This window comes from Pantoea sp. nfd-35, from assembly GCF_056892255.1.
Genome location: NZ_CP122403.1, coordinates 2617868 through 2632114, shown reverse-complemented (window position 1 = coordinate 2632114; position 14247 = coordinate 2617868). Strand labels below are relative to the sequence as shown.

Here is a 14247-nt window from a genome sequence, read left to right as displayed (position 1 = left end):
TTTTTTGCGCTTTAACGAACAGAAGGGAGGTCAGATGTTAAAACCTATTGAAACGGCGTCACGTGAAGCTAAATTACTCGATGGTTTATGGACGTTTAAACGTGATGCAGACAGGCGCGGATTGACCGATGAGTGGTGGAAAGGCCGTCTCAACGGTGCCCGCAAAGTGGCGGTTCCCGGAAGCTATAACGATCAGTTCGCCGATGAGGAGGTGCGCTCGCATGTGGGCGATGTCTGGTACCAGACCGAGGTCCGCATTCCCGATCGCTGGCATGAGCAGCGCGTGGTGCTGCGTTTTGACGCTGTCACGCATCGTGGAACGGTATGGCTGGACGACGAACAGATTCTGTTCCACCAGGGCGGTTATACGCCATTCGAATGCGATATTACCGCCCATGTGGCGACGAAACGCGTCGTACGTCTCACGGTGTGTGTAAACAACGAGCTGTCGTGGCACACCATTCCGCCGGGCGTGGTTGCCGAGCAGGACGGGCGGTTGAAGCAGCACTATTTCCACGATTTCTTTAACTATGCGGGCATTCATCGTCACGTCTGGCTTTATACCTCGCCGCGCGAGTTTATTAGGGACATTGAGGTACATACGGATTTCACCGACGATCTCCTTTCGGGCGCGGTGCATTACCGCATTGACGCACCGGGTAATGTGACCTGTCAGTTAATCGATCATGAGGGAACGCCGGTTGCGCAAGGTTCGGGACGTGAAGGATGTCTGGCGGTGAGTCGGCCCGTGCTCTGGCAGCCCGGTAAGGCCTACCTGTACCGGTTGATCGTTAATGCCGAAACCGACTGTTATGAACTGCCGGTGGGGATTCGGACTGTCCAGGTGAAGGGCGACCGTTTTCTTATTAATAACCAGCCCTTTTACTTCAAGGGATTTGGTCGACATGAAGATGCCGATCTCCGCGGCAAAGGCTTCGACAATGTGCTGCTGGTGCACGACCATGCATTGATGTCCTGGACAGGAGCCAACTCTTACCGAACCGCGCATTATCCCTATGCAGAAGAGATGCTCGATTGGGCGGATGAGCACGGCATCGTGGTCATTAATGAAACCCCGGCGGTCGGATTTAACGTTTCGCTGCCTATGATTCGCAACATTGCCCGGCCAGAAAAACTGTTTTGCGCCGACGCGCTTAACGAGGTCACGCAGCAGGCGCATCTTGAGGCAATACATGAACTGATTGACCGGGATAAAAATCATCCTTCGGTGGTGATGTGGAGTATCGCGAATGAGCCGGACGCACGTGAACCCGCCAGCCGGAATTATTTTCTACCTTTGGTTGAGGCGACAAAGCAACGGGATCCCAGCCGTCCGGTTTGCTGCGTTAATATTACGAAATCCTCGCTGGATGAAGACCAGATCAGCGATCTGTTTGACGTACTTTGCCTGAACCGATATTACGGCTGGTATGAAAATCCCGCCGATCTGACGGCAGCGGAGAAAACGCTGGAAGCGGAACTTACCGCCTGGCACGATCGCCATCAAAAGCCCATCATCATCACCGAATACGGGACTGATACGCTGTCGGGCCTTCATTCCGTCTATAACGAAATGTGGTCTGAAGAGTACCAGTGCGCGTTCCTTGAGATGTACCATAAGGTCTTTGATCGCTTACCCTTTGTCGTCGGGGAGCACGTGTGGAACTTTGCCGACTTCGCCACCTCGCAGGGCATTATTCGGGTAGGGGGAAATAAAAAGGGCGTATTTACCCGAGACCGTAAACCTAAGGCCTCCGCTTTTCTGCTTAAAAAGCGTTGGACGGCGATGTCTTAAGCGCCGCGCGTAATAATCCGGATGCGCGAGAGTGCATCCGGGCAAGTTACAGGTGAGGGAGGTAACAGGGAAGGTAACGGATGAAAAAGCCTTAGCCGTAACCCACAAGCCTTTTACTTTCGGTTACGGGACGCGGTGGCTGAAACAGACGCGAATGCCGGCTCCTGTGATAAAGGGGCGCAGGTTAAAAACGATGGCTTTATACGACGCATCTTCAGCTGAACATTCTGTGCCTCGACTGTGCGGCGGGGACAGGTATTCGGGTGTGCGACCTGTAATTAAAAAGGGCCGGTGTTTTACCCGGATAAAATTTGACTTCTCTGACCGACTATCACATTGGCCTTTGACGCCGCAGATTAACACCTCCCGATTTTACGTTGCCCGTTGCCTTAAATAACGAAATCACGTCTACTGAATCCGGAATAATACATTGGCGTGCCGTTTCTCGCCCACGCACCTAACTGTCAGCGAAGCGCAACAATAAGGCCTGAAAAATGAAAATGGAAAATATCCCTTTCGGGATAACAGACTGGGCACAGATAGAGGCAGAACGGCATCCGGGTGATAGCGGGTTTGCGCTCTGGCGCGTGGCAAAGTTTGGCGATATCAGAGTCAGAATGGTTGACTATTCCCCCGGCTACGTGGCCGATCACTGGTGTATAAAAGGGCATATTCTTCTGTGCCTGAAAGGCGAAATGGTCACAGAGCTGGATGATGGACGCACGTTTGTATTAACGCCGGGCGTGAGTTATCAGGTTGCCGACGATGCCGAAGCCCATCGATCAACCACCAGAGAAGGGGCGACGCTGTTTATTGTGGACTGATGGCAGATTAAAATGCGGTTACCGCAACGGATAGCCTCAAGTTGAATATAGGGTGCTTCTGCTGATCCTTGAACTAAAAAAAAACAAGGAGACAGAGGGCACCTTTTTCAGACGATGATTTCTTATTGCCATAATCATTAACACAGGACGCAGCAGCATCATTACGCTGAATGTCTGATGACCCCTCTCTTTTTTAACTTTCTTTTTTATTCATAAAACACCAGATGGGAAAACGCATTGAAATATCGGGTGTGAGGTGAAAAAGGCCAACCTCATCCGCATTTTTACGCAGTCTGCTTGACACCTCGATGCTCCTCCATCACTGCAACGCAGGCCCTGACAGCAAAGGGATGACGGGGAAACTCACGTCGCGTTATTTTGCGTGGCGTCATTCAACTGACTAAAGGCGTTGCTAACGACCTGTCCCCTGAATATATGTCACAACTTTTGCACTGGTGACGGAATGTTTCAAATAGCATCGCTATATATTTTCTGGATCATTGCAGTGCGCGTTGCACCCTGATCTCATGCTTAACATCGCTACTCACGCCGACGGATATTTTATATTTCTGTTGAAACGGATTCCTGAAACCCTTATCTGGCAGGTTATGTGATCTGGAATGTTTCTTACATAAACTATTACGACAGCAAAATATTGCTGGCACACAATATGCTTTATTCCCACCTACAACATCCAATAATCAGACAGGGGCATAGCATGGCATCTACGGGACTTAAAAAGAAATTAGGGTTGGTCGATCTGTCATTACTTGGCATCGGCTCAATGATCGGTTCGGGCTGGTTATATGCCGCCCTTAACAGTTCCGGCTATGCGGGCAGCCATACCGGCTGGGCATGGGTACTGGGTGCCGTGATTGTTCTGATGATTGGCCTGGTTTACGCCGAGCTGTCCTCAGCGCTACCGCGCGCCGGCGGTTTTGTTCGCTATCCCAATTATTCGCACGGCAACATCGTCGGTTTCGTGATTGGTGTCAGCTCGCTGCTGGCCTATACCAGCACCGCAGGGGTGGAAGTTGAGGCCGTTCGTCAGTATGCGATCTACTGGTGGCCCGCACTGGGGCATGAGGACGGCAGCCCAACGGGGTTAGGGTTTGGCGTGCAGATTGGGCTGCTGGTGGTGTTTTTTCTGCTCAACTACTGGAGCGTCAGCTTCTTTGGGCGGGTGAACACGATTGTCACCACCTTCAAATTTATCGTGCCGTTGCTGACCATCGTGACACTTCTGCTTTACTTCCATGCGCCGAACCTTGATGTTCCACCTTCTCCGCCGGGTGGGGCTCATGGCGTTTTCAGCTCACTGACGGGGGCAGGGATCGTCTTTGCCTATCTTGGCTTTCGTCAGGCGGTTGATTTTGCCAGTGAAGCTAAAAATCCACAGCGCAACGTGCCGCTGGCAATCGGTATTGCCATTGCTGTCAGCTTCGTGATTTACCTGGCCCTGCAGTATGCGTTCATGGGGGCGGTACCGACCGATTTGCTGTCACAACATGGCTGGGCAGGGCTGAAGCAGATATTCCAGTCTCCCTATGCCGATCTGGCGCGCAGCCTGGGGCTGACCTGGTTGATTAACCTGATTCTGATCGACGCGGTGATTTCCCCGGCCGGGACCGGCAACATCTACCTGGCCGGCGCCGCGCGCGTGCTGTTTGCCTGGGCGCGTAATGGCCATCTGTTTAAAGTGTTTGGCAAAGTGGATGCAAAATCTGGCGTACCGCGCGGTGCATTGTGGCTGTCGTTGCTGCTGGCCATCGCCTGGACATTGCCTTCCGAGTTTCAGGTCTGGGGCGGTTTAATCGGCGCGGTGACGTCGGCAACCGTTTTTACTTACATGCCCGGCCCGATAACCCTGGGCGCTTTTCGTCAACACCTGCCCGATATGCAGCGTCCGTTTCGTCTGCCCGTTGCGGCGGTTCTCAGCCCGCTGGCGTTTGTTGCCAGTACGCTTTTGATTTACTGGAGCGGCTGGTCTGTTAATGAGATCCTCATTCCGATTCTGATTGTTGCCTGGGTCGCTTACGCGATCTTTGGCAAAAAGAGCAACCAGTTCAGTCAGGATTTGCAGTGCGCCTGGTGGCTGCTGGCTTATTACATCGCGGTCATGGTGGTTTCTATGCTGGGTACCTATGGCGGAAGCGGTATGATTGACGCACCACTCGACATGATCCTCATTATTGTCGCGTCTCTGGCCTGCTACTTTTGGGGCGTTAAAGCGAGCTTTTCTCAACCCAACATTACCGATGAGGAAGCGGAATCCGTATCCTTTAGCCAACACGCGGTATAGTGTTTATCGCCTGCACCTGTGCTCCGGCACAGGTGCTTTAGCGGCAGCGTTTACCGGAATTAGTCTTCGTTGCCCCACTGATTCAGGAAGGTGGCGATCTCATCAATGCGTTGTTCATTAATGCCCGCTTCAACGGCCATCTCTTTCTGCGCTTCTTCACTGATTTCTTCGTTATTCATTAAACGGCCAATCAGCAACTGGAAATAGTGTGCCAGGGCGTCACGCTCGGATTCGCTTACCGGCGTTTCCGTTTCTGACGAATACTCATCGGCAATGTCATAGTATTTCAGTGAGACTTCGTTGTTCATATCTTGCCCTCAGGGTTTGCACCTGTGTCTTTTGTGACTGAATAGAATGGGTTAATCATAACATTCATCTCGCGATTTTTCTGCCAGTCAGCGGCGGGGGGCGGGAAAATTAACAAGCGTGCGGGCATCCGCTTATTTGCCCGTTCATGCATTAACCAGAGTGAGCTGCGCGTGCCCACAGAACAGATTATTGGCTACTGGCAAAGCCGGGCCGTTCTGGCCGGGCGGTAAGTGCCATCACGACGAAAATGTCGGGATGATGATGGGATAACGTCCCGCGGAGATCCCAATGCGGCGATAAAAGTGATGTTTATGAAGAAGACGTGTCCAGATAGGGGAAAAGAAATTTCTCGACCGCCTGCTTTCCGATGCCCGATGTAAAGCTGATGCCTGCCTTTTTTAAAATAGTGCGTCCCGCTCCCCTGTTCTTCGGGTGCGGATCGTCCATGGCAATATAAATATGTTTTGGCTTTAGCTCTGCAATTGTTAAAGCACACGAAGGCGTTCTGCCCTGAAAAGAGCAGGGCTCAAGCGTGACATATATTTCACATTCGCTAATGGGGAAGGTAAGTTTTGCGATCGCGTCGATCTCAGCATGGTGTTGGCCTGGCGGTTGTGTAAACCCCTTAGCAACAACCTCACCGTCATGAACGATCACGCATCCGACAGGGGGATTGGGTCTGCATTCGGGTAATGCCTGGCGGGAGTACTCAAGCGCCAACATCATAAATTTTAGCTTTTCTTCCATAATGCCTTTATCTGCTGAAGCTCTGGGATCAGAAGACATCCATATTTATGGCCCCTGTCATCGATGTCCAGCGATTAAGGAAACTGAACCACCGCATTGAGTATGGGTAATCACATCACAAGGGCAGATGGCAGCCCTTATTTGTGAACCTCTGTTTCCTGTTTTACAGGCCTGTCGTTTTGGTTTACCTGTTCTGGTAAAGATCCCAACGGTTACCATAGAGGTCTTCAAATACCACAACCAGCCCATACTCTTCCTCTCGTGGTTCCTCACAAAACGTCACACCTTTCGCTTTCATGGCTTGGTAGTCGTGCCAGAAATCATTGCTCTGCAGGAACAGGAACACTCTGCCGCCGCATTGATTACCAATAAAGCTTTCCTGGCGGTCATTTGAGGCGCGTGCCAGGAGGAGATGACAATCGCTTTCCGGATTCGGCGTGACGACCACCCAACGTTTACCCGGCTGCGGTGTGTCCTCAACAAGAATAAAGCCCAGCTTGTCAGTGTAATACTCAATAGCCCGATCGTAGTCATCAACCACAATGGCGATATAACCTATGCAACGTTTCTGCGTTCTCATTTCTGCTCCATAAATTCAAAGGAAAAACGGCTTTAGAGAAGGCCTGAAATCATGAACGAATTTTTTATTCTGTCTGGGACGCTCCAAAGCTGGAAGGCTTACGTTAAGGGAAATGCTTACAATGCATGTCTGTGCAGAATAACATGCACGTTTTGTATCGGGTCAGGTGAAATCATTCAGGGCAGGCTTGGCATTTTAACAGGCCGATGAGGGGGCCTGGTTACCGGCTTCTGGTCCTGTCCCTTTATCCAGCACACATAACGTTATCGCACCCAGGCATTGCTCAACAGACAGGAAATGTGCTTCTGGCTTTAGCGCTGAACGGAACAGGTAGGCGGCGGGAAAAACGGGCAAAAAACGGACCCAGCATACAACTTGAAGTCATCCGATAAGCAGGTTAGCCTGCTGCAATCACAAGTGAAAAAATCTCATCATACAGGTAACGTCGGTCATGGCTCTGATCCCCAAAAACTACTCGCGGCTGGAAAGTGGCTATCGTGAAAAAGCGTTAAAAATCTATCCGTGGGTTTGTGGGCGATGCTCGCGGGAGTTTGTTTATTCAAACCTGCGGGAATTAACGGTTCACCACATCGATCACGACCACACCAATAATCCGCCAGACGGCAGTAACTGGGAGCTGCTGTGCCTGTACTGCCATGATCATGAACACTCAAAATATACGGAAGCCGATCAGTACGGCACCTCCGTTGTGGCTGGCGAGGATGCGCAGGATGATGTGGGGGCCGCCACCTACAATCCCTTTGCCGATCTAAAGTCGATGCTCACCAAAAAGAAATAACCGCTGGCCATCCTGTTGCATCTTGTCTTTCTGCATGACGATGGCAGGTGCTGACATCTGGCAGCGTTTGGAACAGGGCAGGAGAGAGGCGGCCTGCCGAATGTTTGCCGCGTTCTGTCAGCCCGGCAGGCCTTTTTTTACTCTGCACGTTGCGCTCCCCATGCCCACCAGCCACTGTGTGGGCATGGGGTTCGTACAGCAACGGAAGGACCACCATGAAGAAGGCTCATGTTAATGTGAAATTAAGTCGCTTTCACTCATGTTACGACTCTGGCATAAAATATGCTTATTGATTGCAGGCGCGTTAAAAACTGTGAAGCAGACGAGACAAGCAGACCAGTCTGGCAAATAACGCAGTTTTTACATCAGAATTCAGGATCCAGACACGATGAATAACAATTTCACCTTTACGATTAAGAGCAGTGTTTTTGATGAGAATTATAATCCGTCAGAAAACACGCGCATCACGACCAACTTCGCTAACCTGGCCCGTGGCAAGAACCGCCAGGAAAACCTGCGTAACGCCCTGGTGATGATGGATAATCGTTTTAATTCCCTGGCGCACTGGGATAACCCGAAAGGGGACCGTTATTCTGTCGAGCTTGAGATCATTTCCGTTGAGATGAATATCAATGTGGAAAATAATCGCGATGCTTTCCCGGTTATCGAAATATTGAAAACCAGTATCGTCGATAAAAAAACCGACGAACGTATTGAAGGCATTGTGGGGAACAACTTCTCTTCTTACGTGCGTGACTATGACTTCAGCGTCTTGCTGTCAGAGCACAACAAAAATAATCCGGTGTTTACTATCCCGGAAAACTTTGGCGAGCTGCATGGCAATATCTTCAAATGCTTCCTGCAATCAGAGGCTTACAAGGCGAATTTTAGCAAGTCACCGGTGATCTGCCTGAGTGTTTCAAGCAAAAACACCTATGTCCGCACCGGCAACCGTCACCCGGTACTGGGCATTGAGTACCAGCAGGATGAATATTCGCTGACCGATAAATACTTCAGCAAGATGGGATTACATGCGCGCTATTTTATGCCTGAAAACAGCGTTGCGCCCCTGGCGTTCTATTTTACGGGTGATCTGCTGCGTGATTACACTAATCTCGAACTCATCAGCACCATCAGTACGATGGAAACGTTCCAGAAGATTTATCGCCCTGAGATCTATAATGCAAACTCGCCGGCTGGTATTGAATATCAACCGAGCCTGAGCCATCGGGATTATTCTTTAACGCAAATTGTTTACGACCGAGAAGAGCGTAGCCATCTGGCTATTGAACAAGGGAAGTTTACCGAGAAGAACTTCATCAAACCCTACAAAAATGTTCTTGAGCAATGGTCTGCTAATTACGTTCTTTGATTAACTCAGTATAAGGTTACCTGTTATGAAAACTTTGTTACCGACTTCCACGGCGGGAAGCCTGCCAAAACCGTCCTGGCTTGCGCAACCTGAAACACTGTGGTCGCCCTGGAAACTGGAAAATGAAGAATTAATCGATGGCAAGAAAGACGCACTGCGTTTGATTCTGGACGATCAGGATCGCGCCGGTATCGATATCGTCAGCGATGGTGAGCAAACGCGCCAACACTTTGTGACCACCTTTATTGAACACCTTAGCGGTGTGGATTTTGAAAAACGCGAGATCGTCAAAATCCGTAATCGTTATGATGCCAGCGTGCCGAGTGTGGTGGGTGAAGTGGCCCGTCAGAAGCCGGTCTTCGTTGAAGATGCCAAATTTTTACGTCAGCTGACGAATAAACAGATCAAATGGGCGCTGCCGGGTCCCATGACCATGATCGATACGCTGTATGACAACCATTACAAGAGCCGCGAAAAACTGGCCTGGGAATTTGCCAAAATTCTTAACCAGGAAGCGAAGGAACTTGAGGCGGCGGGTGTCGATATTATCCAGTTTGACGAACCGGCATTTAACGTGTTTTTCGATGAGGTGAATGACTGGGGCATTGCCGCCCTGGAACGCGCCGTTGAAGGGCTCAAGTGCGAGACCGCTGTGCACATTTGCTACGGTTACGGCATCAAAGCCAACACCGACTGGAAAAAGACGCTCGGAACCGAATGGCGTCAGTATGAAGAAGTCTTCCCTAAGCTGCAGAAGTCGAACATCGATATCATCTCGCTGGAATGCCAAAACTCTCGCGTGCCGATGGATCTTATCGAACTGATTCGCGGTAAAAAAGTGATGGTCGGGGCCATTGATGTGGCAACCAACGCGATCGAAACCCCTGAAGAAGTGGCCGATACGCTGCGTAAAGCCCTTCAGTTTGTGGATGCCGATAAGCTTTATCCCTCTACCAACTGTGGCATGACGCCGTTATCCCGTCAGGTTGCCCGGGGCAAGCTGAGTGCCCTCAGCGCCGGTGCAGAAATCATCCGTAAAGAACTGCTGTCGAAATAACGGCGTCAGACATTCGGTGAATGACCTGTGTATGAGCAAAGGCCCGATCGGTGATCGGGCCTTTTTTTGTCACCCTGTCAGGCTTGGCTCTGTAAAGCCGCAATAAAATAACCGCCGCGTACACCTGCTGGCCGTTATTTTCACGCGCTGGCATCAGGTGTGGACGTAAACGGTGCCCGGACAGATGCCCGAAAGCAAAAAGGAGAGGGGATGAACAGATTGTGAGTGTCAGCCAGCCTTTCTGCGCTTCCACTCATCCACCACCTCTCCCAGGTTTTTGGGAATGTCATTGCGTATCCAGGCCATAAAATCCCGATCGAACCGGAAACGTTCTCCGCACTGTGCAACCATAAAGCGGCGCACATTTTGCGTATTTTTATAGTTTTTATCCACGATCGTCATGCGCGTCAGTTCTGCGCTGTGCCAGTCAATGTTCATCCGCTTGCCTCAAGTAACACGTGGTAAAGGCGAAAATCGTCGCGCCTGGCCGATTACGCTTCAGTGCTGGATAGTGGCATTAAAAATGAATGGATACCGGTATTGCGCGCTGAGGACAGGATATAGCAACATCCCTGCCATCCCTGCTCAAGAGAAGGGCGTGCTTTTTATTAAGCGACCGGCTCTTTGCGTAATGAGCAAAGTTATAGCGTTAAAAGACGTTGCGAGCGATCAGTAAAGGGTAATCCAGTCTGGATAGCATCAGTTTGTAGAAAATGGCCAAGGATAAATTTGACCACCCTGGTTAGCTTTCAAGTGCCGCAAGGAGGGTGGCTTCCATTTTTTCCGGCGTAGCGATGGGTGCAAAACGCTTGAGTGGTTTGCCGTCGCGTCCGATCAAAAACTTAGTGAAATTCCATTTAATCCGCTCACCCAGCACACCGGGTAACTCCGCTTTCAGGTAACGAAATAGCGGATGCGTTCCGGGGCCGTTAACCTCTACTTTTTCGAACATGGGGAAGCTCACACCGTAGTGAATGTGACAGGTCTGCGCGATGTCGTCGGCACTGCCCGGTTCCTGCTTACCGAACTGGTTGCAAGGGAAACCCAGCACCACCAGCCCCTGCGCAGCGTACTTTTTGTAGAGTGCTTCAAGACCTGCATATTGTGGAGTGAATCCACAATGGCTGGCGGTATTCACCACCAGAACCAGCTTGCCAGCATAGTCGGCCATCGAGATGTGCTGGCCATTCAGGCTGGTGGCGTTGAGTTGATGAAAAGTGGTCATGCTGAAATCCTTAAAGTGCGTGTTAGTCAGGGTAAAGATGAGCACTCAGACGGTTTCTTGCTTCGCCCCGTCAACCAGCGCTGTTTTCTCTGTCATTTCAGTGACCCGCCGACCTTTGATTAACTCAGCGTTGCGTGAATCATGCCCGATCAAGGCACAACCCTGCCATTAAATCTGTTTCTGAAGAATAACGGGATGCTTTCAGGAAGCCTGTTTTTTTAACATGATTTTAAGAAGGCTTATGATTTCCTTTTGCTCATGGTCTTCTAACCTGTTCAGAAAATGTGAATCAACGCTTTCAGCAATCGGTGATGCAGTGTTAAGCATCTCTTCGCCCTGATCGGTAAGCGTAACAAATCTACGACGTTTGTCTTTTTTTCCTTCTTCACGTTGTATCAGACCTTTATGTTCCATGCGAACCAGCAATTCTGCCAGCGTAGCCTTCGAACTTAACGCCGCCTCTGTTAATTCCAGTTGTTCGATTCCCGGTTTAGCATGAACGGCTGAAAGAACAGCATACTGCTGCTTTGTCAGAAAGGGCATCGCTTCCTGCCACAGGGCGGTATGTTCCTGTAGAAGTTGCCTCGTCAAATGAAAGAAAAGGTTGCTCAAGTCATTGTTCATATTAACTTTTCTCTGGCTCTGTCATCCTCGTATTTAGTTAATGTTAAATCATTATCCCACCGTTAAACATTCTTTATCACCAGATACAAAAGGTCACACTAAAAATAGTAACCATGGAAATCAATTGACTTTATGGGTTTGAGTAGATTACCGTTAATTTCATTCGTACACGAACGTTATTTGCAAGGAAGTCAGATGAGAATTGTAATCGGTATGACGGGAGCAACAGGTGCCCCTTTAGGGGTGGCTCTGCTCAGTATTTTGCAGGAAATCAAAGAGGTTGAAACTCATCTGATTTTGAGCAAGTGGGCTAAAACCACAATTGAACTCGAAACGCCTTTTTCATCGCGTGAGGTGATGAGCATGGCTGATGTTGTGTATGGCCCGTCCGACCAGGCCGCTACTCTCTCGTCAGGTTCTTTTCACACCGATGGGATGGTCATTATTCCTTGTAGTATGAAAACCTTAGCGGGAATTCGCATGGGATACGCGGAAGGCCTTATTGGACGGGCTGCTGATGTCGTCATTAAAGAAGGCAGAAAACTTGTGCTGGTCCCCAGAGAGACGCCTCTCAGCACCATTCACCTGGAAAATATGCTAGCCCTTTCCCGTCTTGGCGTATCCATGGTTCCGCCCATGCCCGCTTTTTATAACCACCCCGCAGTAATTGATGATGTGATCGATCATGTCGTTTCTCGTGTTCTCGACCAGTTTGGGATTGCCTCGCCAAAGGCAAATCGCTGGAAAGGCCTGAACAATTCTAAGAAATCCCTGAGTATGGAGAGTAAATAATGGCTTTTGATGACCTACGTAGCTTCCTTAAGGCTCTGGACGAGCAGGGGCAGCTTCTTGAGATTGATGAAGAGGTTTTACCCGAACCTGATATTGCCGCGGCCGCTAATGCTACAGGCCGAATCGGTGAAGGTGCACCGGCAATCTCATTCAAAAAAATAAAGGGGTTCAATCATGCTCATGTTGTGATGAACACTATTGGTTCCTGGCAAAACCATGCAATTTCACTGGGCCTCCCAATGAATACCCCAGTGAAACAGCAGATAGATGAATTCATTCGTCGCTGGGACACTTTTCCTGTGGCACCAGAGCGGCGCGACAATGCGCCCTGGTCAGAAAATACCGTTGATGGTGAAGAGATCAATCTCTTCGACATCCTTCCCCTGTTCCGCCTGAACGACGGCGACGGCGGTTTCTATCTTGATAAGGCCTGCGTAGTATCACGTGACCCGCTTGATCCAGAACATTTCGGTAAGCAAAACGTCGGCATTTACCGGATGGAGGTGAAAGGTAAACGTAAACTCGGGCTACAGCCCGTGCCGATGCATGACATTGCACTTCATCTCCATAAGGCCGAAGAACGTGGCGACGATCTGCCAGTGGCTATTACGCTGGGCAATGACCCCATTATTACATTGATGGGCGCCACGCCGCTGAAATACGACCAGTCAGAATATGAGATGGCAGGTGCGCTGCGTGAAAGCCCGTACCCCATCGCCTCCGCGCCTCTGACCGGCTTTGATGTGCCGTGGGGATCGGAAGTCATTCTTGAAGGCGTGATAGAAGGGCGCAAACGTGAGATTGAAGGACCGTTTGGCGAATTCACCGGCCATTATTCCGGCGGTCGCAATATGACCGTTGTACGGATTGATAAGGTCTCCTACCGCACTAAGCCAATATTCGAGTCATTGTATCTGGGAATGCCCTGGACCGAAATTGATTATCTGATGGGCCCGGCAACCTGTGTCCCTTTGTATCAACAGCTGAAAGCGGATTTCCCTGAGGTGCAGGCTGTAAATGCAATGTATACACACGGATTACTGGCCATTATTTCTACAAAGAAACGTTATGGTGGATTTGCCCGTGCTGTAGGCGTACGGGCGATGACAACCCCGCATGGTCTGGGCTACGTCAAGATGGTGATCATGGTCGATGAGGATGTCGATCCCTTTAACCTGCCTCAGGTGATGTGGGCGCTGTCTTCAAAGGTCAATCCGCAAGGCGATCTCGTTCAACTGCCAAACATGTCCGTACTGGAACTGGACCCGGGTTCCAGCCCTGCGGGAATCACGGATAAACTTGTGATCGATGCGACGACTCCCGTGGCACCGGATACCCGCGGCCACTACAGTCAGCCGGTAAAAGACCTGCCAGAAACTTCAATCTGGGTTGAGAAGTTAACGTCCCTGTTATCAAATCGCGGTTAAGGAGAAAGTATGATTTGTCCACGTTGTGCTGATGAACACATTGAAATCATGGCAACATCCCCAGTTGAGGGGATATGGACGGTGCATCAGTGTCAGCATTGCCTGTACACATGGCGCAATACAGAGCCAGCCCGAAGAACGGAGCGGGAACATTATCCTGAAGCCTTCCGGATGACTCAACGTGATATTGATAATGCGCCGGAAGTCCCGTCTGTCCCTCCTCTGTTAGCTAAGTAACTTACTTTCTGGCGGGTCCAGGCCAGGCCCGCTATGCATGATTTGCCACGTTAAAAAATCACATTGTTAACGTCCTGCCTTGAGATGCCAAATATCAAACCTAATCTGCCTTTTCTGGCGTTACAGGTTAAACATGCCCCGATCTCCTGGATTTTGC

General features: G+C 50.2%; 15 protein-coding genes. 9 read left to right on the top strand and 6 right to left on the bottom strand.

All coding sequences use genetic code 11. The features are described from left to right. The first annotated feature begins 34 nt into the window (after nt 1–34). From uidA to P9J57_RS12235, 3 genes are all read left to right on the top strand, one after another. Nucleotides 35–1795, top strand: coding sequence for a beta-glucuronidase (gene uidA / locus P9J57_RS12245; protein ID WP_019105801.1), 1761 nt, complete (start codon nt 35–37; stop codon nt 1793–1795). 494 nt (nt 1796–2289) lie between these two features. Next, nucleotides 2290–2619: a DHCW motif cupin fold protein gene (locus P9J57_RS12240; RefSeq protein WP_013025491.1), complete on the top strand. Its 330-nt coding sequence runs from the start codon at nt 2290–2292 to the stop codon at nt 2617–2619. Between the two features lie 718 nt (nt 2620–3337). Continuing rightward, nucleotides 3338–4921, top strand: a complete 1584-nt coding sequence (locus tag P9J57_RS12235) for an APC family permease (RefSeq protein ID WP_483279231.1) — start codon at nt 3338–3340, stop codon at nt 4919–4921. Nucleotides 4922–4980: 59 nt separating this feature from the next. Here P9J57_RS12235 and P9J57_RS12230 read toward each other — a convergent pair whose 3' ends face one another. The 3 genes from P9J57_RS12230 to P9J57_RS12220 all read right to left on the bottom strand — a co-directional run bounded on the left by P9J57_RS12230 (nt 4981) and on the right by P9J57_RS12220 (nt 6557). Further along, a complete protein-coding gene (locus tag P9J57_RS12230; protein WP_013025493.1) occupies nt 4981–5229 on the bottom strand; it encodes a DUF2543 family protein in 249 nt (82 codons plus the stop codon). A gap of 310 nt (nt 5230–5539) precedes the next feature. Next, nucleotides 5540–6016, bottom strand: a complete 477-nt coding sequence (locus P9J57_RS12225) for a bifunctional diaminohydroxyphosphoribosylaminopyrimidine deaminase/5-amino-6-(5-phosphoribosylamino)uracil reductase RibD (protein ID WP_015700482.1) — start codon at nt 6014–6016, stop codon at nt 5540–5542. A gap of 145 nt (nt 6017–6161) precedes the next feature. After that, nucleotides 6162–6557, bottom strand: a complete 396-nt coding sequence (locus P9J57_RS12220; RefSeq protein WP_013025495.1) for a VOC family protein — start codon at nt 6555–6557, stop codon at nt 6162–6164. Between the two features lie 451 nt (nt 6558–7008). Between P9J57_RS12220 and yajD the strand changes: the two genes are divergently transcribed. The 3 genes from yajD (at nt 7009) to P9J57_RS12205 (ending at nt 9785) form a co-directional block, all read left to right on the top strand. Then, nucleotides 7009–7356 (top strand): HNH nuclease YajD, encoded by a 348-nt coding sequence (yajD, locus tag P9J57_RS12215; protein ID WP_013025496.1) that lies wholly within the window; start codon nt 7009–7011, stop codon nt 7354–7356. A 388-nt stretch (nt 7357–7744) separates the two neighbouring features. Beyond that, nucleotides 7745–8728, top strand: a complete 984-nt coding sequence (locus tag P9J57_RS12210) for a DUF1852 domain-containing protein (protein WP_013025497.1) — start codon at nt 7745–7747, stop codon at nt 8726–8728. A gap of 25 nt (nt 8729–8753) precedes the next feature. After that, the gene (locus P9J57_RS12205; protein WP_013025498.1) at nt 8754–9785 is read left to right on the top strand and encodes a methionine synthase; all 1032 of its coding nucleotides are present in this window, start codon (nt 8754–8756) and stop codon (nt 9783–9785) included. A gap of 228 nt (nt 9786–10013) precedes the next feature. Here P9J57_RS12205 and P9J57_RS12200 read toward each other — a convergent pair whose 3' ends face one another. The 3 genes from P9J57_RS12200 to P9J57_RS12190 all read right to left on the bottom strand — a co-directional run bounded on the left by P9J57_RS12200 (nt 10014) and on the right by P9J57_RS12190 (nt 11634). After that, nucleotides 10014–10223 carry a DUF6434 domain-containing protein gene (locus P9J57_RS12200; RefSeq protein ID WP_019105799.1) on the bottom strand — a complete coding sequence of 70 codons (210 nt, stop codon included), beginning with the start codon at nt 10221–10223 and terminating at the stop codon, nt 10014–10016. Between the two features lie 304 nt (nt 10224–10527). Next, a complete protein-coding gene (locus P9J57_RS12195; protein WP_028715045.1) occupies nt 10528–11010 on the bottom strand; it encodes a glutathione peroxidase in 483 nt (160 codons plus the stop codon). Nucleotides 11011–11211: 201 nt separating this feature from the next. After that, on the bottom strand, nt 11212–11634 hold the full coding sequence (locus tag P9J57_RS12190; protein WP_013025501.1) for a MarR family winged helix-turn-helix transcriptional regulator: 423 nt from the start codon (nt 11632–11634) through the stop codon (nt 11212–11214). 195 nt (nt 11635–11829) lie between these two features. On the opposite strand from P9J57_RS12190, the gene P9J57_RS12185 reads away from it, so the two are divergent. Genes P9J57_RS12185 through P9J57_RS12175 form a run of 3 tightly spaced genes read left to right on the top strand, consistent with a single transcriptional unit; the run spans nt 11830 to nt 14090 of the window. Then, entirely contained in the window at nt 11830–12426 is a 597-nt protein-coding gene (locus P9J57_RS12185; protein ID WP_014606031.1) for a non-oxidative hydroxyarylic acid decarboxylases subunit B, read from the top strand. Next, nucleotides 12426–13853, top strand: a complete 1428-nt coding sequence (locus P9J57_RS12180) for a non-oxidative hydroxyarylic acid decarboxylases subunit C (RefSeq protein ID WP_015700477.1) — start codon at nt 12426–12428, stop codon at nt 13851–13853. Before P9J57_RS12185 ends, P9J57_RS12180 begins: the two co-directional genes overlap by 1 nt. A gap of 9 nt (nt 13854–13862) precedes the next feature. Further along, entirely contained in the window at nt 13863–14090 is a 228-nt protein-coding gene (locus tag P9J57_RS12175; RefSeq protein ID WP_013025504.1) for a non-oxidative hydroxyarylic acid decarboxylases subunit D, read from the top strand. The last annotated feature ends 157 nt before the right edge of the window (nt 14091–14247 follow it).